This window comes from uncultured Cetobacterium sp. (genome assembly GCF_945952365.1).
GTDB lineage: Bacteria > Fusobacteriota > Fusobacteriia > Fusobacteriales > Fusobacteriaceae > Cetobacterium_A.
In genome coordinates this window covers 12,059-37,817 of the sequence record NZ_CAMFHX010000003.1, presented here as the reverse complement: position 1 = coordinate 37,817, position 25,759 = coordinate 12,059, and the positions used below count along the sequence as shown (strand labels likewise).

Here is a 25,759-nt window from a genome sequence, read left to right as displayed (position 1 = left end):
CCCCTATAGTGATATTTTAGTTATTTTATTAAGAGTTTTTATATCTTTTGTTTTTAATTCACCTTTAAATATATAGTTCTTTAAAGACTCTTTATCATTTGAATCTACAAATTTACAAGCTTTTAATTCTAATTTACACTTTCCAATACCTCTTGAAAGTTTTCCACCAAACAAATCTCCAGCAAGGATATCTTTTAATCCCAACATAATAAGTTCCAGTTGATAATCTTCTATATTTTCTAAACTCATTTCAAGAGAAAACTTATTTCCTTTCTCAATAACATTGTAGTCGAATTTAGCTCCTTTTACAGTTGCCCCAGTTTTTCTAGATATTTTGATACCATCTCTAGTTACCTCTTTTGTATTGTTATCCATAATTTGTAAATCAGATATATGAAGTTTAGAAGCAAAATTTTTAAAATCTGCTCCTAATATTTTATTTAATCTCTCTGTAACTTTATCATCTTTTGAGATATCAGAACTTGTATAACCAAATATTCCAAGAACATCCCCTTCATTTAACAAATCATTTCCAGCTTTTAATCCAAACGGTGACCCAACTAAAAATCCTTCAACTTTACTTCTTAAATACCCTTTAAAAGATGACCCTGGAATGTAGTAACCATTTTCTCCTGTTTTTATAAAAGCTGAGTCAAAATCTCCTTCAACTTTTCCACTTCCAATGTGAAGAGCATTTTCAACTGTTAGCTCTCCTGTGATAACATATCTATTTTTAAATTGACTAAAATTCATTCTTTCCCTCCCCTAAATATTTAAAGTTTTTAAAGCGTTTTCTTTTCTAAAACTAATTTTAATTAGATAAAAAATCTCTCTGAAAATTTGATTTTTAACTTTGGTATCCTCTTCAGAAGAGTTTAAAAAATTTAAAATCACTTCTCTTTTTTCTATATAGTTTTTAAATACATCTTTAAAAAAATCTTCACTTTTTTGTTTTTGTAGTTTTTGAAGTATAAAATCCTCTATTTTCTCAGACTCTAAGTTGAAATTTCTTTGTTCTAAAATTCCTTCTAAAGTTGCAAACTGAGATTTAGTAGCAGTTTTAAAGTTAAATTTTCCCTCAATAAACTCTTTAATTATTTCATTAGATCTATTATCAACTATTTTTAAAGCTTTCTCTCTTAACAAATCCATTATTTTACCTCCAAATGAGTTTTACTGCTGATTTCAACATCTCCAAACCCCTCATTTTTTCTACTTCCTATCCCTTTTTCTTGGATAGAACTTAGTTTTTGAATTAGGTCGTTAGTAAATTCAGTAGTTGAAAAAGTTAATACTCCACCTTTTGCAATAGCAAACTCTGTAGATTTTCTAATTTTGTTTAATTGATTATAACCACCAATTGAGATTAGATTGATAAAACTTTTACTCTCTTCCCATATAACTGATTCTAAACCTAAAAGCGCTTTAATTTTGTTACCAATAGATTCAGTATCCATAAATGGTAAAATCATATCTGAATTAAAATCTATTGTAAAATATTTTTTATCTGTTCCAATCTCCCTTGATAATCTTTGAAGTTTACTCGAATCAACTTTTTCTTTCTTCAAATTTGTAGGTTCAAAAGTTATCAAACATTTTCCAAATCCTTTGCTTTTATTTTTTCCAATATAGATATATCTATTTGAAATAGTTTTAACAATCTCTTCACTTAAAACTATTTTTCCTGAAAACTCCATATCTTTAGCTAAAAATATCTCTTTATTAAAAAGCATACCCTCTTCAGAGGTTTTAGTTTTACTATCAATTGCAATATTTATTTCACTTTGTTTATTTAAAACTAATTTTTCAAAGTTTTTATTAACAATTGGAGAGCCATATCTTTCAAATTTAACCTCTTTACCATCAACTTTATCTTCAGAGTTCTTAGCTAAAAGTTTATTTATACGAACTACCTTTCCATTTTTAACAGGATACTTACTTTGTAAAATAGAAGCCGAAGCTACAAAATGATCTTTAGGTAACCCTTGAGATACTTTTAAGTTTTTAATAAGAGCTTCGGTATCTACATTAAATTCTCTGTCTAAAAGAGAGATAATAGCTCCTCTTAAAGTTCCACCATGAATATAGTTATTAGTTGTAATCTCATTACCAATCTCTTGATTTTTTAAAATTAAATTTTCTAAAGGTTTAAGAGTGTAGCTGTACTCTTTTAGATTACTTGTATTTAAAGTTTTATGAGAGTTATTTTTATTTTCAATACATTCTAAAACTTTAATTTTAACTTTACCCAATCCTCTTGACTTTAAACCACCAATAGCCTCTATTCTTTCTAAACAAGCTTTGAAAAATTTAAGATTCTCTCCTTCAAGAGGATAAAAAATTTCAATCTCTCCAGTAAACTCCAATTCGCTTCTAATAAACTCATATGAGAATAGTGAACCTTCAGCTGTAGTTTTACTAGCTTTATCTATTCTAATTCCTGATCTATCATCAGTTAAAAACTCCTTATATTCTAAGTATTTCTTAGAATCCATTGTTAAAGGAGATAATCTCATACCTGATTCAATCTCACCTTCTACTCCAAAATACTTATTGATAGGAAAATTAAAGTTTAAAGCTGTCGAAAATAAAGATACCTTTTCTTTTAAAATACCTTTTATTGTAGAAGCACTAAAATATGGAAGACCATTGTTATCAAGTTTTGTAATAATATCTAAATCCTTTCCAATAACTCCATCTTTTCCAGTCATCGCTGGTGTTTGTAAAACAGCACTGTACTTTATTATCATTATTTACTCCCCCCTACAAAATCATAAAGTTCAATTACATCAAAAATATTATTTAATATATTTTTCAATGTATCTTCCTGAGAGTTATTTAAATTTTCCTTACCAATCCAACTTAAAATTAATTCTTTTTGTTCAGAATCAAGTTTTACAATAGTATTAATAAGTGAAAATAGGTTTTCTATAGATTTATTAGGATTTTTCTCAATTTCAACTTTTAAATCATAGTACATTCTTAACTTATTTTTAGGGAAGTTAGAAGTTTTTAAATCTTCAATTAATTGAACTAAACTATTGATTTTTTTACAAGAATCAATATCTTCAATAGAATATGGTCTTTGAATAAGGTTTTTAATTCTTTTTCTGAACTCTGCAATATTAACTGTTCCTTCAGAACCTATAACTGCGAAATCAATAAATCCATTTTTAAACTCTACATTTTTATTTTCATATGTTTCATATCTCTTTTTCTTTGCATTTTTTTGAAGAGTCAGACTTTGATCAAAAAGATAATACATAGGTGTTTTAGCTTTAGCTATAACAACACCACCTGAAGATGTTATATTGCTACCATTCTTTTTGAAGTTACAAGTTTTATAGTAATCTTTCATTTTAGCGTTGAATCTTTCTTGGAATCTTGTAGAGACTTCCATAACTATATCTCCAGGAAAGACAGCACAAACGTCGTCTCCTCCTACAATTAGAAACTCTCCAAAGTGTTCATCAAGCTTATTTTCCTCTCTTAACTCTTTTAAAACTTCGATTAAGCTACCTTTAGTATGTTTATCTAAAGTTACTGAGAATGTTTTTATAAACTCTTTATATTTTGCTTCATCTTGGAAATTTTCCTTAGCATTCTTTAAAAATTCACCAACGGAATCTCCATCAGAGTACATAAAACCTATAAATGATTTCTTTAATTTATATTCTTCCAAGCTATCTACAGGTTTAAACTCATCTTTAAACTCTTTTTTAAAATCAGAATAAAACCCAATCTCTTGGAAATCCTCTTTAATAAGATTTGCAGCTATATATTTTGCAAAACATGATGGACAGATTCCAGAAATTTTATCTTTATCAAAAATTTGAGACTCTATTTTATATCTATCATTTAAAGTTTTTAATTTTTCATTTGCATTATTTTTAGATTTTTCTCTCTCTAAATATGGTTCAAAATTTTTAACATAGTTTTTTAAAGTTTCATTAAAATTTTCTTTTTTTATTTCTACTGGATTTTCACAACAGATATCACATCTTTGTATAAATGGTAGATCTAAATTTATTTTCGAAAACCCTTTATTTTTAACAATATTGGTTTCTTTAGCTAGTTTATCCATAGCAACCCAAACTTTTTCATTTCCAGCATCTATATATGATATAGCTAGCTTTGAATCTGGAGCAAAATTATTGTAAGCCTCCATAATTTCAATTTCTATTTTTTTAGCCACCTCTTTATCTTTGCAATAAAATTTAGCATTTCCTGCAGCGATATAAAGAACATCTTTATCCTCGACATGATTTTTCTTTAAAATATCGGTTACAACAACTTGATTTAAATAGTCTAATAAAAAACTAGCACCTCTTATTGTTTTTAGTTTGTTGGTGTTAAAAATAAAATCCTTAATTTTAACAGTTTCTACTGATACTAAATACATTCGATTCCCCCTTCTATAGCAGTATTTGAAATAATTATACTATATTTAGTTGTATTTTTCACTATTTTTATAAAAAAAGAACTTTAATAACGTTTATAAATCACATGTTTAAATAAAGATATCTTTGAAACACTTCCATCTTGGTTGAAAACCTCTCTAGAATTTCTTTCTGTAGTTGAATATATAGGAATAACTCCAATTTTTTTACAAAAATTAATCATATGGTAGGTATAACCCCAATCACCTTGTATAAGTGCGTAATCGCCTTCTTTATAGTTTTTAAAAATAAAGTTTTCAAAATGTATCAAATGCTCGTAGTCTTGCTCAGTAGCAGGAATATTAGACCAAAGATTTTGTAACTCTCTTGGTAAATAAACTAAATTTTCACAATTTAAATCTTTTTTAGCAGATGCAATTTGTTCATTAGTTAGTTTATGAGAGAAAAGTAAAAACATAGTACTCATAGCTCACCTCATCAATTAAATTTTTGTCTCTATTGACAAAACTATCTTAATATATGTATATTACAATTTTTTATTCAAAATTACAAAATAGTTATGAAAAGAAAAAATGTAAATTGTTTAAATTTTTTGTAATCTCTTCAAAGTATAATAGAAAAAAAACTAGGAGGAAAAAAATGATTCAAAAAATAGTTGTAATAGATACATGTGCATTAATGAATAGTAATACTCTAAAATTTATTTCTAAATCTAATATATCACAATTTTGTGTGTTTGAAGAAAGCTTTAAAGAGCTAAAAAAACTACAAAGTAAGGGGAAAAATTTAGAGGAATTAAGAACAGCATCAAAAATATTAGAGGTTTTAAACAGGAAAAATAGATTGATACATGTAAAAGCTTCCGCCACAGCTCATGCTGATGCGGCTATATTGGCAAGAGTTCATGATGGAGCTATTCAAAAGGATATGTTAATAATAACAGATGATAAAAACTTAGCACGAGATCTTTTAAAAACAAAAACTTGCAAATCGGTTAACTATAGAAATGTTTATATAAAAAAAGTTGATGAATTTGGGGATCTAATAGATACCTTAGCATATTTTGGAAAACAAAAGTCTGTTAAAGAAGCAATAAAGGTTGATAATTCTAAGACAATAATAAATACCAATATTCCAGAAGAGAAAGATACAATAAAAATTGTATCAAAAGGAGAAGAGAAGTCTATAATTTTACCTGAAAGTTTAGCCGAAGGAGGAGAAGGCAAAATCTATTTTTATGAAGATTTAGCTATAAAAATCTTTCATGCAAATAAACTAACAGAGGAAAGAGTTGAAAAGCTTAAGCTTTTATCTAATAAGAATATATTAATTCCTAATGTAGCAACACTAGAAGGTATTGTTTTTAATGAATTAAATGAGATCGTAGGTTATAGTATGAAGAAATTTGAAGGAAAAACTTTGGAAAGAGTACTTTTAACTCTCAAAGATAAAGAAAGTGCGAAAAAAATTGCTAGAAATATCTTAACAACAATAAATAGTCTTCATAAAAAAAATATTTTAATAGGGGATATTAATCCAAATAATATCCTTGTTAATGACAATGATGAGATATGTCTTATAGATATAGATTCGTATCAGATTGAGAATTACCCATGTTATGTTTTTAAAGAGGAATTTTTACCACCAGAGTTTAGTGGTGAAAATATGGGGACATATATAAGAGATATTTCAAATGAATATTTTCCAATTTCTATACTTCTTTTTAAAATTTTAATGAGAGGAAAACACCCTTACGATCAGAGACAAAGTGATAAAACATTAGTTGAAAGAATTAAAACCTCTGATTTTAAATATAGTGTAGACGGAAAAGAATTAGAAAATACTCCAAAAGGAATTTGGAATACTCTTTGGAATGAGCTACCTGAATACATGAGAAGTCATTTTTATAAAGCATTTACACAGAATGAAAAAAGATATACATGTGAATTTTGGTTAAAACTTTTAAAAAATTTATAAAAATCAAAAAAAGAATAAGAGAGAAAAATCTAATTTTTTTTAGAAATTCTCTCTTTTTATGTTTGAAAACTTACTTTTTATATGCTATAATTATATCATAGACCCAGAAAATTTTTCTATGGACAAATCAAGATATAAAAGGGTAGCTCAATAGAAGAGGTTTTTAGGTATCTAAATTTTTACTAAATTAGATGTTTCAAGAGACAAATTACAAGCGTTTTCTATCCTAGCTAGTATAAATTTTAGAGAAAATTACTAAATTTTACTAAAAGAAAATATACTATAAAAGCTCTATAATTAAGAGTTCTATGAAAACTAACGGCTCAAAATAAAAAAATATCCCTGAAAGGGATTAAGACAACCATTTATTCTCTTCTTGAGATAATCCTAACGCTTTCTCAAAATAAAAAAATATCCCTGAAAGGGATTAAGACTTAGACATAATAAATTCCTCCTTATTTTTGTTTTTTTTCTCAAAATAAAAAAATATCCCTGAAAGGGATTAAGACTTTACGCCTTTCAAAGAAGAGCCATTACCGACTCTAAACTCAAAATAAAAAAATATCCCTGAAAGGGATTAAGACTTTGTCAACTTTAAATCCGCATCGAATATAAGAGGTTTTATCTCAAAATAAAAAAATATCCCTGAAAGGGATTAAGACTACAGACTGCTCCATTCTAGCGTTAAATACATCCTTTTGGCTCAAAATAAAAAAATATCCCTGAAAGGGATTAAGACCCTACTGATGATAAAGTAGAAGAACCTGTTAAGCTACCAAGCTCAAAATAAAAAAATATCCCTGAAAGGGATTAAGACAATGAATAAGCCTAATCTTCCTTTGTTCCCCATATGTACCTCAAAATAAAAAAATATCCCTGAAAGGGATTAAGACTATTTTCAAGCTCAGTATCTCTGGCTTGAGATTTAGCAACTCAAAATAAAAAAATATCCCTGAAAGGGATTAAGACACTTTAGAACTTGATGATTCATAGTTACCTGTATTAACTCAAAATAAAAAAATATCCCTGAAAGGGATTAAGACTTTCTTCCTAATGAAATAATCTCACAAGCTCTTTGACGCTCAAAATAAAAAAATATCCCTGAAAGGGATTAAGACCTCGTTCGCATCAATCTTCATGTTCCCAAAGAATGCGGCCTCAAAATAAAAAAATATCCCTGAAAGGGATTAAGACATACGCTGATAAGAAGCCTTTATACATAGAACCTTCTCTCAAAATAAAAAAATATCCCTGAAAGGGATTAAGACAAGTTTTCCTTTGTTTCTCCAGTTTGCCAATTAGTTCTCAAAATAAAAAAATATCCCTGAAAGGGATTAAGAGTTAAATACAAAAAAACAAGAGATGACTAAGATAAATCATCTCTTGTTTTTTAAATATTAATATATATTTTAGGAGAATAATATTGATTCAAAATGATAGATTTATAATTTGTTAAACGAGTCTCTTTATTGGGAACATATTTAATGATGTCTCTATATTCTAGTTTTTCCTCTAAGAATAAATTATTTAATTCAATATTAAGTAATTTAAAATTCTTTTCTAAATCTGAAAAAGCTTTAGATATATTTTTAATTTCTAATTTATCAATCAAATCTATAATTTCCATCATAAAAACTTCTTTATTCTTATTATTTATAAGACTTCTCAAAACAAAACTTTTTAAATCTCTTCCAAAAAAATTACTAATAAATTTATTTGAAAAAATTATTTCATAACCTTCAATTTCAATTCTATTCATAGAAAAATTTATAAAGTCAACCCTTTTCTCTTTTAATAAATTTGTAAAATTTAAGGTATTTTTAAATACTTCAACCTGTCTCATATGAAAAAAATTATTTAAGATATCAAAATAAAAACTCGGATTATCTATAGTGTAGTCAACTGTTCTATTATTAAAACACCAACTTAAGTACTTTGAAAAGATAAACTCTCTAATATTTATATTTTTTATTTTTTTCAGAAGAAAAGGAATAAAAAGATAGTTATAAAGATATTCAATTTCATCTTCTGTTACACTATCCACAAATCCAAACTCACTTAAAGAATCAAAAGAAACAATTGAAGTATCCGATTCAGCTTCATTTAGAAAAAAATTGAAAATATTAAAAACTTCTTTAAATCTTTTTCGAGAAAAAGAAGATAGTTTTGAAAAACTAAAAATAAAATCTTTGAGATTATTTTTGAAAAAATTAATATCAATACAAGAATCATCAAATAAACGAGATAACGATTCGAAAAAGAAAGACTTTTCATTATCATTTATACTTTTATATAGATTCGCAACACCTTTAAAATCATAATTATCAATTGAATCGTTTAGAAGTTTAAAAAATTTATAGTTTTCATTTTTAGGATTGGTTAAAAAATCGATTCTTAAGCTATCAATACATCTAAAAAGATTATAATCATCTTTCAAAGAGTGAGTCGATACCCAGTTTAAAGATTTAATTCCCAACTCTACTCCCAATTTGTAAAATGCAATACTTATAGTTTTCATTCCTTGAGTTGTATCAAAAAAAATAGAATCAAAATCCTGATAATTAATTACTTTTAAAATATTGTGATAAAGATTTCTATTTGAAATATTAGCATCCATAATTATGATTTGAATTTCAAAATCTGGTTTTAAAAGTTTATTTTTAAGTGAAATTGCATTATTTAACGATTCATCAGTACAAAACATCGTTAATTTTTTTAAAGATGGAAAAAGAGAACAACTATTTTCAATATTACTATTTTCATATTCTCTAATTTTAGAAAGACCTACAAAAGTTAAGAGGTGATATATTTCAGTTGCTTTAAATAAATCTTCTTTCCTAATACTATAGTTAAAATCATTCATTGCATTTTTTAAAGTTTCTAAGTAAATTTCCCTCATATGACCTCCGAAGTTTAATTATATTACTAGCTTAATACAACTCTAGGTAAAGTTTTCATTTTTCAGGTAAAAAGAAATTTGTATAAATGAGTAAAATTAAAAATAGGAGGCTAAAATTGGATGAAAAATATGAAATACGCTTTAAAAAAAACAGTTTGAATAAAATATTTAAAAATCTATTTTCAGATGAAAAAAAAGAACAGTTTTGTATAATACTGGCTAAAAGAGAGCAGGTTAATAAATTGGTTATTTTAAAAGAGATAGAGATTTGTTATCCTAAACAAAGTGAAATATTAAGTTCTAGTTTAACTCATATCTCTATAAAAAAAGATTTCATTTACAAAATACTTTTAGATTTAGATAAAAGAGTCGATGTTGATACATTAGTAGAAATACATACCCATCCTTTTTTAGAGTCAAATAGTAAAGTAAGCTTTTCATCAATAGATGATGAAGATGAAAAAAATTTTAAAGAATACTTAAAAGAAAATTATCCAAAAACAAGTTATGCAAGTTTAGTTTTTTCAAACAACTCTTATAAAGGACGAATATATCTAGATGAAAAAATAGAAGAGATTGAAATAAAAGAATGGAATATTACTAAAGAGATTCAGGATCCTAAATATTTAGATATTTATAATAGAAACATTGATTATATGGGAATTGACAATTTAAAAAAGATATTTTCAACTGAAAAAATTTCAATAGTAGGAGTTGGTGGTTTAGGTTCTGTGGTTGCTGAACATTTAATCAATATGGGTTTTAATAATTTAGTTTTAATAGATAATGATATTGTTGAATACTCAAACCTAAACAGATTAGTTGGTGCAAAATATAAAGATGCTGAAGATAAAAGATTAAAAGTTGAAGTATTAAAAGAACATTTATTATCAATAAATCCTTTTTTAAATATAAAAGCCATAAACTCAGATATTAAATCAGATGAAGCACTAAATGAAGTGTTAGAAAGTAATAAAGTTTTTTTAACAACAGATAATCATTCAAGCAGGGCATTTGTTAATGATTTTTGCTTAAGATACTTTATCCCATTTATTTCTATAGGTGTAAATATAAGTGTTAAAAATGGTATTGTATCTGATATAAGTGGAGAAGTTATTAAAATATTTCCAGGAGAGAAATTTTGTTTAAGATGCTTAGGAAGAGTAAAGCAGATAAATATTGATTATGAAAATATTAAAAGTGAAGAGATTAAAGAAAAAATTTTAAAAAGAGGATATATAACGCAGCATAAAGACCCCGCAGTAAAAACATTAAATACTATTTTAGCTTCATTAGCCGTTGATAGTTATATAAATGAGTTTACAAATTATAATAGAGAAAGTTCTATTTTAGTCTATGAAAATAATAAAATACCAACTATTTATGAGGATAATATGAGTATAAAAAATAGAAAAAAAGATTGTTTTATATGTAACCTATAAAAAAGGAGGGAAAAAATGGAAAGAGTTGGAGTAGTTTTAGATTTTTTTAGTTTTCAAAATGCAGTATCAAAATCGGAAATAGAATTAAATTATGAAAAATTTTTAGAATATTTAGGTAATTTAGAAGAAGGAAGAAAATTAATTGATGCTTATGCATACTTTAATTTAAACTATGCAACAGAAAATACTGAAAGATTATTAATTGAAAATATTGAAAAATCAGGATTTTTAATAAAAAAAACAATTAGTTACTCAAAAGAAGAGGAGGATTATAATTTTTATGAAATTGAAATGATTATAGATATTTTAAAATTTGTTTCAGAACTCAAAATTGATATTCTTGTCTTCGGATCTGTAAATAGTATGTTTTATCCATTACTAAAAACTCTTAGAGATAGAGGTATTAGAGTAGAGTTAATTTCAGTCGACAACTATGAAAATGAGAGATTAAAAGGAATTGCACAAGGAGTTATCTCAATAAATGAAATTATGAAAGAAAATATAAAAGATATTAATAATATAAGTGAGATTGAAAGTGAGGTGAACTTATAATATGGCTATTATAAATGGAAAAAGAGTTTCAATACCAACACCAAAAGATGTTGATGGATCTCAAATAAAAAAAGCTATTAATCTAAATCCTAATAGAAGACTTGTGATTGAAAAAGAAGAAAATAGTTTTGAAACAATAAAAGATGATGGAGTTTATAAATTAGATGATTTTACTAAAATCAGTAATATTCCAGATAGAACAAAAGGTAATTTTTTTCAGCTTCGTTCTGATTTATCAAAAAATATAATAAAAAACCAAGTTATTGATATTGGTACAAAGTTATTTAGAAATCAAGATTTAAAATTTGATGAACAAAATTGTGACTGGTTAATAATTCCAAACTATAGATTACCTAAAAACTGGCATTTTTTAGCTAAAGAAACTCCTTTATTAATTGTTTTTCCATCTGATTATCCAAATAATCCTCCAATAGGATTTTATTTAAAAGCAGATTTACAGATATCTCCAAATGGACATTTTTATAATTTAGCGTATCATTCTGCAGCAAAAGAACCTTTAGAGTCTGGTTGGAAATGGTATTGTGTTTATATTGAAAATGGAGCTTGGCAACCTCATTTTGTTAAATATATAGAAGATTGGAAGAAAGGTGATAACTTATGGACTTATTTTCAATTGATAACAGAAGTTTTGGAAAGTACAGATCATTAACATTAAAAGAAATTTCAAAATTAGACAATATATATGATGCATATTTGAAAGTTAAAAAGAAAAATAAAGGTCCAGGGATAAATAATATTACCCTAAACGATATATCAGAACAAGAAATTTATTTTTTATCAAATCTTTCAAAAATATTAGAAAATAATAGTTATATTCCAAAGATAGTAAAACTAGCACTTATTAAAAAGAAAAATGGTAAAGATCGAGAGATTGGTATTCTTTGTTTAGAAGATAGAATCGTTCAAAATGCAATACTGAGTATCTTAGGTCCAATTTTTGAAAATGAATTTTTAGAAAATAGTTTTGCTTATCGAAAAAATATCTCTTATATAGATGCAGTAGAGAAAGTTAGAAAATATTTAGATGAAGGCTATCATTATATACTAGATTTAGATATCGAAGCTTTTTTTGATAATATAGATCATGAACTTTTAAAAAAAATATTAGCTGAAAAAATAAAAGATCCAGAATTAATACTACTTTTAAATAGATTTTTAAATCAAGGGATATATTATAGTGGCAATATATTTAAAAAGAAAAAAGGAGTTATTCAAGGAGCACCTTTAAGTCCTTTTTATTCAAATATTTATTTACATAAATTTGATTTACTATTGAATGAAAGTAATGTTACTTTTGTAAGATATGCAGATGATTTTTTAGTCTTATTAAAAAATAATTTAGATTTAAAAAATGTAATAATATATATAGAGGATATTTTAAGTTCTTATAAGCTAAATTTAAATTATGAAAAATCTAGAGTTATTGATTTTAAAAAAACTGGTGAAATTGAGTTTTTAGGACAAAAAATTTATAAAAGTAGGTGATATTATGGAAGTATTTATATCTCAAGACGGATGTGCTCTTTATAAAAGTGCAGAGTTATTAGTTGTAGCAACAAAAAATGAAAAATTAGAATATTCATATCGAGATATCTCTAGTATTTTAATATCTGGAAACGTTAGAATTACAACGGGATTTTTAAGAGAAGCAATAGAAAATAATATAGATATTGTTATTTTAGATAAATATGGCTATCCTAAAGGAAGATTTTGGAGTACAGGAGTAAGTACTCTATCAAAAATAAGAAAAGGACAACTCCTATGCTCTAAAAGTTCTTTAGGATTAGAAATTTCAAAAAGATGGATAGAGGAAAAAGCTTTAAATATGAATTCTCATATATCTGATTTAACTAAGCAAGAAAACTTATTAGATATTATCAGATTCCAAGAAAATTTAAAAAACAATTGTGATTTAAATAGTATTAGAGGATTCGAAGGAAATATTTCAAAAACTTATTTCTCAATAGTATCACAAGTATTACCAAAACAATTTCAATTTTCAAAAAGAAGTTTTAGACCAGCATTAGATGAATTTAATGCTTTAGTTAATTATTTTTTAGGTATTTTATATAACAGAATAGAAAAAAGTTCATTAATTGCAGGTATAGATCCAAATTTAGGATTTTTTCATAGAGATGACTATAATCGTCCATCATTTGTTTTTGATTTTATTGAAAAATATCGATATATAGCATACGTTTCTGCTACAAAGTTTTTTAGAGCTAATAAAGTTAGAAAAAGTTATTTTATAGTTGAAAACAATACTTTCTTTTTGAATGATGAGGGTAAAAAAAATTTAGTTCCACTTTATTATAATGAGTTAAATAAACTAGTTACTTTTAAAGGTAAAAAAATAAAAACTATTGATAAAATACAACAAGATTTATTTGAAGTTGCTAAATACTTTGTAAATATTACAGAGGAGGTTGATCAAAATGTACTTGATACTGTATGATATCTCGTCAGAAAAGGTTAGAGCTAAAATAGTTAAATATCTTAAAAATAAAGGTTTATTTAGACTTCAAAAATCAATTTTTGCAGGAAATATAAAAAAAGTCTATATTGAAGAAGTAATAGTAGAAAGTAATCAGTTAATCTCTTTGGAAACAGATTCTTTTATTATTTTGAAAATAGATAAAGATTCTTTTAAAACATTGAGATATTATGGTCAAAAAATAAATATAAATAAATATTTAAAAGATTCTTTGATAGAGGTTATTTGAGATGTTTACCGTAACAGATATAAAAAATTATATTTATTGTCCAAGAATTATTTATTTTAAAAATCTTCATCAATTTTCAGAACCATTAGAAAACAATTCATTAGTTAAAGAAGGAAGTAACTTTCATAAAAAAAGATTCAAGTATCAAAATTACATAAAAAAAATATTTAAAGAATATGAATCCAATAAAAAAGAAGTAAAAATATATGACCAAGATATTGATATTTGTGGGATAGTTGATGAGATTTTTTTTTCAACAAAAGAAGCTACACCAGTGGAGTATAAGTTTTCAGAGTATATGGGTGAGATTCACGAAACGCATTTAATACAGTTAACTTTATATGCACTGTTAATAAAAAGAAATTATAATGTAACAGTATTAAAAGGTTATATAGTTTACACTAGAGGAGCTATAAAATGTATTGAAGTAGTTTTTGAAAAAGAAGACTTTGCTAATTGCCTTGAAAATATAAATATGATGAAAAAAATATTTTTAGGGCAATATATTCCAAACTTAAATCTAAATATTGAAAAATGCAACTCTTGTTATTTTAAAAAAATATGCATTTCATAGAATAAAAGGTGACTCTAATCAAAGTCACCTTTTAGATTTTTACTAGTCAAACCATCCACCTATCAAGCTACAAGCTCCTCCAATAATAGCTCCACCTAAAAGAATAGGACCGGAAGCAATTACCGCCGCTGTAGCTGTAGCAGCTCCAGCTAGAATAGCTGCACCAGCAGTAGTAGAAACAATAGCAGTTCCGGCACCAGCAATAATGCCTCCTACAGCAGTAGAAGCAATCGCCGAAGCTGCAGCAGTGGTACCAGTAGCAACAACACCAGTAACAGCAGCCGAAGTAGCAGCAATTCCTGCAGTTGCAGTTCCGACAGCTCCTATAACAGCAGTTCCCGCTGAAGTAGCAGCTAAAGCCCCAACTCCAGAACCAACGGCTCCAATAGCAGCACTTCCAACACTAGTACTAGCAATAAAAGATCCTGCAGCTCCTACGGCATATCCAGTAGCTCCAGCAATAGCAGTATCAACAGTCACATCAACAAGAGCTTCTTCAATCTCTTTTTCACCACGAATAACTTCAACAGCATTTGAACCAAGACTAATTCCAGCCCCAAATAAAGCTCCTTTTTTAGCTCCCTTTAATCCTGTATTATGACTATTTTTTATAATCTCTTTAGTTTGTAAAACTTTACTGGTAATTGGAGCATTTTTAGTTCCCAGTAATTTTTTTTCTACTTTCATTAAATTAGCAGTATTAGTAGCTTCTTTGTTAGTGATTGTAGATTTTTTAAAATCAACTCCTTTTTTAGTAAGATTTTGTGCTAAGTTTTTAGAATCACCATTTATAACAATCGTTTGTCCATCTTTAACATATTTAAAAATATCAGTAGATCCACTTTCATATCCACATTTAGTTTGAATTCGCTCCACTACTTTACCAGTTTTAATATTTTTTACTATGATATCAGCCAAACCATTGTTATCTATAACCTCTGCTTTTAGACCTTTTTTCATAAGTTCATAGTTCATCTCTTTCACATGTAGATGCTCAAATATAAATCCCTTTAAGTTTCCTCTGTTGACATTCAACTCTGAAATATTAGTGAAAGTTTCTTTTGCAATAGAATTTCTAGTAGCCCCTTCCTGGATGACCTTCTTCCCAATAAATGCACCGCTAGCTCTTTTTTTGTTCATCTCAAACCTCCTTAAAATTTGTTATGACCAATTATACAACTAGTGTCTTACAGAATTTGAGGCTAAATTACATATTTTTAACTATATCTTTATAAAGATCCTCTTTTAAAAGTTTTAAATCTAAAAGGTTTGATAACTCACTATCAATCTCTTTAGGTGAAACTACATAAATAAGTCCAGTATTTTCATTGATACCAATACTAAACTCCCTATTTTTACTCTTGAAAAATTTAATATTCCAATTTAAAGTCAGACTATTAACAAATCCAAGATGTTTTAAATAGCTCTCATAATTTTCTTTACTTTCAATAATTTTTCCCTCTGTTATAAATTCAATACTGCAATGATTTTTTTCATAGTTAAACTCTCTTTTTTGTACAATCTCTCTATAATGACTCTCATAACTATTTTTACTTAATTTTAAAAGATTTTTATAATTAAGATTAATCTGATCATTTTCATTTTGGTATATATAATCAGTAAAAGCTCTTTGTCTATCTAACTTAAAACTATTTTTATCAACTAAATTTTCAATCTCTTCTAAAGTAAATACAGACTTATAATAAAATTCTTTTTTTTCTTTTTCATTAGCTACATTTTTGATAATAACTGGGCTTTTATTACCATATCTTTTAATAAGATTTTCAATAACTGCATCACCCTTTTTTAAAGATTCCTCTATATTGTTATTATCAATATCTATCTTTTTAGTATCTAGGATGAAACATGGATAATATGACATTTGAGGAGTTACATTAATCTCTCTATTTAATGGGCAAACACTACATCCATTAGCACAAGTACATTTTTGAAACTCAACAAGTAAGTTATTTTTAAATATATACTCTCCTCTTCTGTAAGTTAAATTCTCTAAGAATATATCGTCACCTAAATCTTTAATAGCAGACTCTAAACTATAGAAGTAATTAAAAAACTTATTTAATTTATCTGTTACAAGAAGTTCTAAGAACTTAACACAGTAAGCTCCTTTTTCATTTGCAAACTCGAGAATTCTTTTTATATAATCAGGAGATGAATTTAAACCATTCAAAAGAACAAAGTTCATTTTTAATTTGATACCACTTTCTCTAATCAAATCAATATTTTTAAGAACTTTATCAAAAGAATCTATATCACCATTTTTAGGATTAACAATTTGGAAGTAACTTTCTTTATCTACACTATGCATAGAGAAATTAAATTTAAACTCTCCTTTATATATTTTTATTCTTTCTATTAAAACCTTATCTATTAAATAGCCATTAGTTACAATAGTTAAATCTGGAGTATAATTATTAGCCTCCATAAAGTTCATATATTTTATTAGATCATTTTTAGCTACAAGAGGCTCCCCTCCTGTAAAAGTTAAGTCTTGATAGTTTAAATCCCTCATTTTCAAAAGTAGTTCACACATCTCTTCAAAATTTGCTGATTCTCTACGAGCGTTCATATCCATCCCCTCTTCATGACAGAAGAAACAACGGTAATTACAATTCTCAGTTAAAGATAATCTAATAGCTTTTTTTTGAGTTAAAGATTTAGTGAAAGTAAAGCTTTTTCTGTTACCATTTTTAAGTAAATATGTTGAATCTAAAAGGAAATTAAAGGCATCTCTATATCTTTTCAAAACCTCAATTTCAATCTCTTCATAATCTAAATCTCTTAATTTTTTTTCTAAAGTAACTATTTGTAAAATTGGATTTTTTAAATCACTCTCTAAAATTACTCTCATTTTTGGAAAAACGTCAAAATAGGAGAAGTCAAAATTAACTTCTCCTACCTCAACTCTTCCCCTTCCTTCTTTTAAAATCATCTCCATTAAAAACCTCCCCCTTATTTTCAATCTCTTTTTTTATAATTTCAAGAATATCATTCCATTCGATTTCTTGAGACTCTATATCTAAACTTTGAACCAACTCTTTATCCTCATTTTCTGTGAGATTTTTCATCTTTCTCTCCTGTATTTATCTATTTAATAAACATTTTCTATATTTAGCTTTTCTTCGTATTCCTTTATTAATACGAATAACTCTTCTATTTGTGTTTATTGATAAGATTCCAAGAGAACAATCATCAAAAGTTTTTTTCTCTTTGATACAGCTATTGATAGATATTTTTATTTGTTTATTTACTTGCTTTTCAGATTTTTTATTTAAAAAATTTAAAACTTCATTTAAAATTGGATTAACACTATCTAGTCTCTTACTATAAAGGAAATTTTCACATCCATCTGTAAACAGGAAAAACCCTTTAACTGCTTTTAAAATATTTAAGTCCCCTCTGAAAAGATTTAATTTCATTGCATTTTTAGGTGAAACAAAATAAGTTGTGTTTGAATATTCTCTCTCCTCACTTTTAGAAAGAATCTCTATTTTCTCGCCTTTCTTCATACAAATCATTCCATCTCCAAGGTGTCCAATAATAAGTTTTGAGTCTTTGATTCCTAGAAACATAAGAGTTGAGCTTAATTCACTGACAGCTATATTTTTTTTAGAAGCTTCTATTTGAAGAGAATTGCAAAGCTTACTTATAATAAAATTTTTAGCTTCAGCAGCTTTAGCTTTATAAATATAATCAAAGTCTCTATTTAGTATACCACAAATTTCTGAAGTTATCACCTTAGATCCTATTTGTGAAAACTTTTTACTTCCAGCTCCATCCCCTAAGGCTATAAAACTCTTGTTTCCATAGCTTTTATAAAAAATACTATCTTGGCAAGGAGAGTTCTCAATTTCATGAGCTCTCCCTCTAACACTAACACCACAAACTTTAAAATTCATAACTCTCCCCCTATCCATTTACAATCTCATTCCAATCTTTAGTTATATTTACAGTGATATCAAAGTCGATAGTACTTTCACTAACCTTTTTAGCACTAGAAAGCAACCATTTAAAAACTTGAGGTAAATCTTCAGTTCTAACTCTTTTAGAAATTTTATTAGGAGTAAATCTTTGCAGATTATCTAAATTTCCATCTTCTCCTATGATAACAGGGTAAACACTAAGTTTTCTTTTTAATGATAACTCTATAGCCCTTCTAGTAGCGCTTTCAATACTGTCAGTAGGATCTCCATCACTTATTATAACTAACATTGGCTGATAATATTGAATTCCTCCAATTTTATACATTTCTTTTCTTTTTTCTAACATATCTATAGCTGTATTTACTGTTGCCCCTAAAGGTGTGTGACCAAAAGCATTGAATGTTGGAGTTATTTGAGATTCCATAACACTAAATTTATTAATTACAACTGGATGTGTTTCTCTTGCACAAGTATCAAATTTAAATCCAAGAACAGCCAAATCTAAAGAGTATTTTAAAATCTCATTTTTAGAGTTGTGATTAACCTCATCATAAAACTTTTTAATTTCAGAATTAAGGATATTAATTTTTTCTCCATTCATTGATGAACTTGTATCTGCAATAATTACAACTGGGATTCTTGCCATAGGGTTTTCTGCTTCTTTTTCTACTTCATTATTAAAATCAAATAAAATTTTCATAAATAATTCCTCCGTTTTGTTTTTTATCTTTACATAGTTATTATAAAATATATTAATTTACAGCATCCATTTGATGCATTCCAAGCTCCTCTTCTAAGTGGTTATAAAAAGCACCATACCAAAGACCAGTTCCACTTACTACAAGTTTGTCTAATTTAAATTTTTTAAGAATTTCTAAAAAGGCTGGTAATCCTAAAGCCTTTGTTAGTGCTGAATCTAAAACTCTATTTTTACAGTTTGATTCATCTTCAGCTTTAAGAGCAACTAAAAGCTCTCCTACAGTTTCATATTTTTCCAATAGAAAATTCATAGCATTAGAGCATGATTTTTGGATAGCCTCAGAATTCATTACAGCACAATGTTGTTTTTTATTACCTTTTTTCCCTGTTGCTGAAGTTATAGCTGTACCTACAGAAATACATTCATGAACTATAATATCTTTAACCTCTTTTTTTAGAGTATTGTTAATTTTAGACTTAACAGTCTTTAAATTCTCTTCAAAGGCAGAATATAAAGGTGTATTTAAATTACTATTAATAGTAAGAGTATTCAAAAGTATCGTACTTCCAAAGTTTAAGCTCTTCGAAGCGATAAGAGAGTTATCAAAACCTCTTAAGATAGCAATCTCAGTAGAACCCCCTCCTTGATCAATAAAAAGATAGTTTTTCTTTATAGAATCCTCTAAAACTTTAATTCCATTTGGATGTATTTTACCTGTATATTTAAAGGCATTTGTAGTTAGTTTACTTTCCTCATCTCTAGATAAAACTCTACATGACAAATTATATTCAGTTTTTAAAAATCTTAAAATCTCATCTCTATTTTTAGCTCCTCTTACTGCAGCAGTAGCAACACAGTATAGATTTTTAACATTTAACTCTCTTGCTTTTGCTAAAAATTCACGAACACTATAATCAATCGCTTTTTTTAATAATGAGATATTCATATTACGATCTTTATCTAAAAGTTTACCTATATTTGTTAAACGCCCCTCTCTAAAACCACCATTTGCTTCACCAAAATCTTCATAAGAAAAATCTTTTAATTCATTATCAAATCCTCTAACTAAAAGTTTAATAGCCTTAGTGCTAATTTCAAGAACTCCAATTTTTGTTCCATTTGTATTTAAAAGATTTTGAGCATTTCCAGTTCCATTTCTTCTATCTAAAGAAATAGGAACATTAACATTTGCTGCAGTATCCTCTGAAAAAATGCTATTTGAATAACTGTTTTCTAAAATATCCATATTGTATTTTGCTAAAACTTCTAACCATTCTTTTGGTGATACTCTATCTTTTGTCTTAAAAGTTCTAAAGAAACACTCTTTTATATATAAAGGCATCTCATTCCATGTAGAAAGCAGTTTTTTATCAAGTGGAGTATTGAAATCATAATCATTAGCTAGTGGATAAGCAAAAGAACCATTTTTTATATTTTCAATAGCGCTACCACCATTTGTTACAGTAAATGGATGTCTACCAGGAATTAAAATTTTAAAAAGTAAAACTCCAAGTGAGAAGTATTCATTATTCAATGTTCTTGCTGTTGTTTTAAAGTTTTGTCCCATCATCTCTACTGGTGTAAATTCATCAGTTCCAACTTCACAAAGAAACTTATCTACTTGAAACGAGTCACAATCTATAAGATTTATATTTAAATTTTTATCTATAAGAATATTATTATCACTTACATCTCCGACAAGAATTCTTTTTGAATGAATATAGTTGAATGATGAAGCTATTTGAATTGCTATATTCACAAGATTAGATCTTTTAATCTCCTTTTTTCCCATTGATGTAAGAAGAAGAAAGTTTTTTAAGTTTGTTCCTTCAATATTTTTCATAGTATATCCAATAACTTTACCATTTTCTTCTACTAACTCATCTGGAGTACAGATAGTATCTAGGTTTATATTTCTTAACATTATTCTATTTAATTTTTCTTGAATTTTACTATCGCTATTATGAAACTCTTTATAAACCTTTTGATTTTTTAATTTGAATATTGTTCCTTCCCCACCTGAATTGATTTCATTTTCTATTTTCAAATCATTTTTTAACATCTTTTCCTCCTGCAATCTTTATATATGTATAATAACTTATGCTTCTTACAATTTTTTATCGTTTTTTACAAAAGGGAAAATCCCTTTTGTAAAAAACTTAATAGTTATATTTTTCTATATCTAATTCATTTTGTTCAACACTTCTACTCAACCAAGTAAAGAATTTTTTAAAATCAGTTCCTTCAACTCTAAGAGGATTTATACTCGGATTCAACTCTTTAAGCACTTCAATATTTGCATCATTTCCAATAGCCACAGGGAATAAAGTTACCTTTCTTTTGTTTTGTAAATCTATAAAAATACTCTTCGCAGTTTCAATATCGTCAGTTGGTTCACCATCTGTCATTAAAATAACCCAAGGTTGATAATAGTTTATTCCATAATCTTTATATACTAACTTTCTACTTTCAATTTGTTGATAAGCTAGTTCTAAGGCACTTCCCATAGGTGTTCCACCACTAGCCACAAAATTACTTTTAGTTCCACCATTCCATTGTTCAAAATCCAAGAAAAGCTCAGGATTTTCACCACCAAATGTAATAACAGATAAATCTAAAGCAGCTGAAGCTATTTCATCTTCCAAAATATTATTTAAAAAAACCTCAAAACCTGAATTTAGTTGATTTATACAAGAGACACCAGTTTTATCAATAGTCCCCATAGAGCCACTAACATCTAGTAAAAAAATAACTGGAATCTTTGTCCCTGAAAAATAGTCTAAACTTTGAAAATTAAATTTCATAAAACTCACCTCACACGTTTTCTTGTTATGCTATAAGTTTATCAGAGCCGTCTTACAACTTTTTTGCTATTTTTACAATTAATATTTAAATACTTGAAATAATAAAGTATCAAAAGTAATAAAGATAGGAATGGCTTTTAGTGGCTGAGAGTAAAATTGATTAAACTTAAGAGAGGCTAGATTACCTAGCCTCTTCTAAATCCTATTAAAGTAAAACTCTTAAATCTAATAGAACTTTACTCTGCTCTTCACTCAATCTTTCTCCTTTTATAACAGCTCTACAAACATCAGAAATCTTAACTATACTTGCAGTTCTATCAGTTATTTTTTCCAACTCATTTAATACAAAATCCCCAGTTTCTTTAGAAACTCTATCTCTTGATTCTCTTCTGTCGCATATTTCAGTAAGGGCATAAATTGCACTTCTTAAAATCTCTTTTCCTTTTATTTTAGTTAATTTTTCTGCTATTTTCCTAGCTTGATTTTCTAATAGATCTATTGAAATTATATGCTTTCTCTCTCTACTTCCAAATTTTCCTAGTGCCCAATAACTAGCATCACTCGGTGATGTATCTACAATATTTTTAATAACATCTAAACTTTTTAAATCCTTACAAACACTTCCAGCAGTCATAATCAAAGAGTGTTCAATCCCTTTAAGTAATGGATTACCTATATATTCAACTATAATAGCCTCATCCTCAAGAATAGCGTCAATCTTTCTTAATCCCTCTACAGAAAATCTAAAATATCCTGACATAGCCTTTGATAATTTATCTGGTGACATTAACATAACTTCCATTATATCTATATTCTTTTGGAATATCTCTTGAATATTTTCTCTCTCCTCAGAATATATCTTTCCAAACTCTCCAAGTAATAGAGTTCCTCTATCTTTAGCAAAATGAGTCAAAGTTTTATATCTTTTAATTAACTCTTGTAAAAAGTGCTTTCCATTTATTCCATTTAATACATCTTTTTCAATCTTTTTAATTCTTTGAATAATACTAGTTTTTTGAGAATCAACTCTTAACTTATCATATTTTGAACAAAGAGAGATAAAATCTTTAAAAGTTCTTTCTATCTCAATAAACTCTCCTGTTGGTACAAATTTTTCAGGTATAAACTTTTCCTTTACAGGTTCATTTACTATAGGTATTTCTTTTTCTACATTACCATCTGCCGATACTTTAACAGTAAACTCTTGCTTCTTTCTTCCTGCAAAACCAACTATCTCCATAATTCCCATCTCATCCACTTTAATCTCCATAGACACACTATCTCCACGATTTAAAGCCTCTTTAAAATATACCCTTCTCTCTGCTATCTTTCTATTTGGTGACTCTATATCTTCACGTCTTCCTAAATAAAATGGTAAATCTATAAAACTAACACTATTTTGTGGTATTACAAAGTCTGATATTGTTTTCCTTGTTGGTAAAACCGTTCCTGCAGTTATAAGATGGTAAACTATGCCTCCATTTCTTTGAAGACCTATAGTATCATTTTGAATCTTTTCAAAAACTTCACCATTCTTTATTCTATAATTATATACTGAAGCTCCTCTTGCTACCGACTTATCCTGATCTAAAACCGAGCTTACTTTTATACCAAAGAATTTTTCAACTCTCTCTTGAATCAAATGGAACTTTGTCATACCACCATTTAAAATAACTGCATCAATCTCTATTTTTTGATTACTTTTTTCCTCTGCTTTTTTTAGTGAATCTAAAATAGGATATATTATATTCTCTGTATTTTTTATCTCATCTAGTATAGCTAAACTTTCCATTGTTAAATTTTGAGCTAAAAGTTCTCCTACAATCTCTTTATATTCTTTTAAACTCATAGAATACGAAAAGTTATATCCACCATAAATAGATGTTTTATATATCTCACTCACTATATTTTCTAAATTTTCATCTCCAAATCCAAAAAGTTTTTCATTTTCAATCTGTTCATTTAAATCTAACTTAATCTCCTCAGCAAACTCTTGGAAACTATCTTTTAAATAGTTATTTTCATAGTCATCTAATTTTTTAATACTATTTTTTTCAACAAATTTATTCATTAAATAGTTTCCTACTATCTTATCAAAATCTACTCCACCAACTTCAGTATAACGAGAAACTCCCAAATCTTTAATATCTATATCACCTTTATTATTATAAACAAGATTATGAATTGAGACATCTAAAGTTCCTCCACCTAGATCAAATACGACTATATTTTTAGGCTTTTTAAAATCTATTGTAGCTGGAATCTCATTTTTATTTTGTAAATTTACATAGTCATAAAGTGCTGCTCTTGGTTCACTTAAAAGTATATTTTTATAACTCCCATCCCTCTCTTTAACATTAAATCCTGCTATTTCCGCTGCTTTTAATGTAGCACTTCTTTTATCTGTGTCAAAAGAAGCTGGAACTGTTATAACAACATCTTTTGGATACTCTCCAAACTGTTTCTCAACAGCTTTTCCAATATATTTTAAAATCATTGCAGATACTTCAATTGGAGATATCTCTTTGTCACCTATATTGAATGTTTTATCACTTCCCATAAAACTCTTTGCATTTTTGATAACTCTATCTGGTTGTCTACTTAACATAGATTTGGCTTTTCTACCTATTATTGGCCTAGATTTCTCATCAAAGAATACATAAGATGGTAGCAATTGTGATTTTACTATTCCAGTTATATCAGGCATATCTATATTTAATACTTCAGTTACAATCTCCCCCTTATGATTTTCTGTACTCCAACTTACTAAACTATTTGTTGTTCCTAAATCTATTCCTAAATGATGTTCTCTTATAAAACTCATTATAAAGCCTCCTTTTTTATCTCTTTATAAACAATCGGACTAATTTGAACTCTTCCATATCTCCAACCCAATCTTTCAAAATTTACCTCTTTTTTTTCTAACTCCTCAAAAGGTTCTCCAATATACTCTCCATCTTGAATATCTTTTAAAGTTACCTCAAAGTTGTCACCATATTTTTTTATAGGATTTAAACCTACACTTCTAAAAAATTTAAAAAGATTTTTTAAAAGAAACATCTCTTTCTCTTTAGTTTCATCACTTTCTAACTCTTTTACTAAAAATGCTAATCTATCAAGTAAATAATCAGTTTTTCTACTATTTAAATCTTTAAAGAGATTTATTAACTCTTTAGCTTCTGAGCTTTCTTCTAACTCTTGAGCGGTTTCTTTCAATCTTTGCATATCCTGGAACTTAAATAGATCTTCAACTATTTTTTTACAACTTTTTACATTTAAATTTTCTAATATTTTATTTAAAGAATCCTTTAACTCTGGTTTTATTTTTGCAATTTGAATTAAAAAAGCTTTATAAGATACATAATATATTCTTTTTTCTTTTAGTAAATCAGCCAAAATAATCTCTTTATCATTTAAACTCTCTATAAATTTCTGAACTAAATTAGCTGTTTCATTTTTGATCTCCTCTCTACATCTAGGAGTATCCATTTTAAAAATACGTGCAAACTTTAAAACATCTATCTTTAAAATATCCTCACCGAATATATTAAATAACTCTCTTTCCTTTATTCTATTTGGTGATTTCTCAAAATTTTCCAAACTCTTTTCTATAAACGCATTATCTATTTGATTTCCATAAATAAGTTTTGGTTCAAGCACTTTTATATTCTGTGCTACATTTTCTAAATATTTTTTCATTTCAAACTCTCCTTTGCTTCTTTA

The 25,759-nt window shown here is 26.9% G+C and carries 23 protein-coding genes and 1 CRISPR repeat array; of the genes, 8 read left to right on the top strand and 15 right to left on the bottom strand.

The window, feature by feature from the left end:
- Positions 1 to 3 precede the first annotated feature (3 nt).
- From Q0O83_RS01480 to csx20, 5 genes are all read right to left on the bottom strand, one after another.
- Positions 4 to 753, bottom strand: coding sequence for an RAMP superfamily CRISPR-associated protein (locus Q0O83_RS01480; RefSeq protein WP_294093447.1), 750 nt, complete (start codon positions 751 to 753; stop codon positions 4 to 6).
- Between the two features lie 12 nt (positions 754 to 765).
- Positions 766 to 1,152: a hypothetical protein gene (locus tag Q0O83_RS01475; protein ID WP_294093445.1), complete on the bottom strand. Its 387-nt coding sequence runs from the start codon at positions 1,150 to 1,152 to the stop codon at positions 766 to 768.
- A complete protein-coding gene (locus Q0O83_RS01470; protein ID WP_294093443.1) occupies positions 1,152 to 2,750 on the bottom strand; it encodes an RAMP superfamily CRISPR-associated protein in 1,599 nt (532 codons plus the stop codon). Before Q0O83_RS01470 ends, Q0O83_RS01475 begins: the two co-directional genes overlap by 1 nt.
- Entirely contained in the window at positions 2,750 to 4,402 is a 1,653-nt protein-coding gene (locus Q0O83_RS01465) for a hypothetical protein (protein WP_294093441.1), read from the bottom strand. Before Q0O83_RS01465 ends, Q0O83_RS01470 begins: the two co-directional genes overlap by 1 nt.
- Before the next feature lie 83 nt (positions 4,403 to 4,485).
- Positions 4,486 to 4,866, bottom strand: coding sequence for a CRISPR-associated protein Csx20 (gene csx20 / locus Q0O83_RS01460; protein ID WP_294093439.1), 381 nt, complete (start codon positions 4,864 to 4,866; stop codon positions 4,486 to 4,488).
- Positions 4,867 to 5,039: 173 nt separating this feature from the next.
- Here csx20 and Q0O83_RS01455 point away from each other — a divergent pair, with 173 nt between their 5' ends.
- Positions 5,040 to 6,377 carry a hypothetical protein gene (locus tag Q0O83_RS01455; protein WP_294093437.1) on the top strand — a complete coding sequence of 446 codons (1,338 nt, stop codon included), beginning with the start codon at positions 5,040 to 5,042 and terminating at the stop codon, positions 6,375 to 6,377.
- 322 nt (positions 6,378 to 6,699) lie between these two features.
- A CRISPR array of direct repeats spans positions 6,700 to 7,718; the repeat unit is 37 nt; unit sequence CTCAAAATAAAAAAATATCCCTGAAAGGGATTAAGAC.
- A gap of 49 nt (positions 7,719 to 7,767) precedes the next feature.
- Here the strand turns inward: Q0O83_RS01455 and Q0O83_RS01450 are convergent.
- Positions 7,768 to 9,276 (bottom strand): hypothetical protein, encoded by a 1,509-nt coding sequence (locus tag Q0O83_RS01450; protein WP_294093435.1) that lies wholly within the window; start codon positions 9,274 to 9,276, stop codon positions 7,768 to 7,770.
- 116 nt (positions 9,277 to 9,392) lie between these two features.
- Here Q0O83_RS01450 and Q0O83_RS01445 point away from each other — a divergent pair, with 116 nt between their 5' ends.
- From Q0O83_RS01445 to cas4, 7 genes are read left to right on the top strand one after another with little or no spacing between them, the layout of a single operon-like run.
- Positions 9,393 to 10,718, top strand: coding sequence for a ThiF family adenylyltransferase (locus Q0O83_RS01445; RefSeq protein ID WP_294093432.1), 1,326 nt, complete (start codon positions 9,393 to 9,395; stop codon positions 10,716 to 10,718).
- Positions 10,719 to 10,733: 15 nt separating this feature from the next.
- The gene (locus tag Q0O83_RS01440; protein WP_294093430.1) at positions 10,734 to 11,270 is read left to right on the top strand and encodes an NYN domain-containing protein; all 537 of its coding nucleotides are present in this window, start codon (positions 10,734 to 10,736) and stop codon (positions 11,268 to 11,270) included.
- 1 nt (position 11,271) lies between these two features.
- On the top strand, positions 11,272 to 11,940 hold the full coding sequence (locus Q0O83_RS01435) for an E2/UBC family protein (protein ID WP_294093429.1): 669 nt from the start codon (positions 11,272 to 11,274) through the stop codon (positions 11,938 to 11,940).
- Positions 11,889 to 12,776: a reverse transcriptase domain-containing protein gene (locus Q0O83_RS01430; RefSeq protein ID WP_294093426.1), complete on the top strand. Its 888-nt coding sequence runs from the start codon at positions 11,889 to 11,891 to the stop codon at positions 12,774 to 12,776. The genes Q0O83_RS01435 and Q0O83_RS01430 overlap by 52 nt, the downstream gene beginning before the upstream one ends.
- Before the next feature lie 4 nt (positions 12,777 to 12,780).
- Complete coding sequence (gene cas1, locus Q0O83_RS01425) at positions 12,781 to 13,746, top strand: CRISPR-associated endonuclease Cas1 (protein ID WP_294093424.1); 966 nt, start codon at positions 12,781 to 12,783, stop codon at positions 13,744 to 13,746.
- A complete protein-coding gene (cas2, locus tag Q0O83_RS01420; RefSeq protein ID WP_294093422.1) occupies positions 13,727 to 14,014 on the top strand; it encodes a CRISPR-associated endonuclease Cas2 in 288 nt (95 codons plus the stop codon). Before cas1 ends, cas2 begins: the two co-directional genes overlap by 20 nt.
- Before the next feature lies 1 nt (position 14,015).
- Positions 14,016 to 14,588 (top strand): CRISPR-associated protein Cas4, encoded by a 573-nt coding sequence (gene cas4, locus Q0O83_RS01415; RefSeq protein ID WP_294093420.1) that lies wholly within the window; start codon positions 14,016 to 14,018, stop codon positions 14,586 to 14,588.
- Positions 14,589 to 14,630: 42 nt separating this feature from the next.
- Here the strand turns inward: cas4 and Q0O83_RS01410 are convergent, their stop codons facing one another.
- The 9 genes from Q0O83_RS01410 to Q0O83_RS01370 form a co-directional block, all read right to left on the bottom strand.
- Positions 14,631 to 15,728 carry a hypothetical protein gene (locus Q0O83_RS01410; RefSeq protein ID WP_294093418.1) on the bottom strand — a complete coding sequence of 366 codons (1,098 nt, stop codon included), beginning with the start codon at positions 15,726 to 15,728 and terminating at the stop codon, positions 14,631 to 14,633.
- Positions 15,729 to 15,795: 67 nt separating this feature from the next.
- Entirely contained in the window at positions 15,796 to 17,547 is a 1,752-nt protein-coding gene (locus Q0O83_RS01405) for a radical SAM protein (protein ID WP_294093416.1), read from the bottom strand.
- Positions 17,510 to 17,677, bottom strand: a complete 168-nt coding sequence (locus Q0O83_RS01400; RefSeq protein ID WP_294093414.1) for a hypothetical protein — start codon at positions 17,675 to 17,677, stop codon at positions 17,510 to 17,512. Before Q0O83_RS01400 ends, Q0O83_RS01405 begins: the two co-directional genes overlap by 38 nt.
- Positions 17,678 to 17,692: 15 nt before the next feature.
- Entirely contained in the window at positions 17,693 to 18,508 is an 816-nt protein-coding gene (locus Q0O83_RS01395; RefSeq protein WP_294093412.1) for a PP2C family serine/threonine-protein phosphatase, read from the bottom strand.
- A 10-nt stretch (positions 18,509 to 18,518) separates the two neighbouring features.
- Positions 18,519 to 19,232 (bottom strand): VWA domain-containing protein, encoded by a 714-nt coding sequence (locus tag Q0O83_RS01390; RefSeq protein ID WP_294093410.1) that lies wholly within the window; start codon positions 19,230 to 19,232, stop codon positions 18,519 to 18,521.
- A 52-nt stretch (positions 19,233 to 19,284) separates the two neighbouring features.
- Positions 19,285 to 21,294 (bottom strand): protein kinase, encoded by a 2,010-nt coding sequence (locus Q0O83_RS01385; RefSeq protein ID WP_294093408.1) that lies wholly within the window; start codon positions 21,292 to 21,294, stop codon positions 19,285 to 19,287.
- A 97-nt stretch (positions 21,295 to 21,391) separates the two neighbouring features.
- The gene (locus Q0O83_RS01380) at positions 21,392 to 22,036 is read right to left on the bottom strand and encodes a VWA domain-containing protein (protein WP_294093406.1); all 645 of its coding nucleotides are present in this window, start codon (positions 22,034 to 22,036) and stop codon (positions 21,392 to 21,394) included.
- Positions 22,037 to 22,241: 205 nt separating this feature from the next.
- Positions 22,242 to 24,860 carry an Hsp70 family protein gene (locus tag Q0O83_RS01375; RefSeq protein WP_294093404.1) on the bottom strand — a complete coding sequence of 873 codons (2,619 nt, stop codon included), beginning with the start codon at positions 24,858 to 24,860 and terminating at the stop codon, positions 22,242 to 22,244.
- Positions 24,860 to 25,735 carry a hypothetical protein gene (locus Q0O83_RS01370; RefSeq protein WP_294093402.1) on the bottom strand — a complete coding sequence of 292 codons (876 nt, stop codon included), beginning with the start codon at positions 25,733 to 25,735 and terminating at the stop codon, positions 24,860 to 24,862. Before Q0O83_RS01370 ends, Q0O83_RS01375 begins: the two co-directional genes overlap by 1 nt.
- Between the last annotated feature and the right edge of the window lie 24 nt (positions 25,736 to 25,759).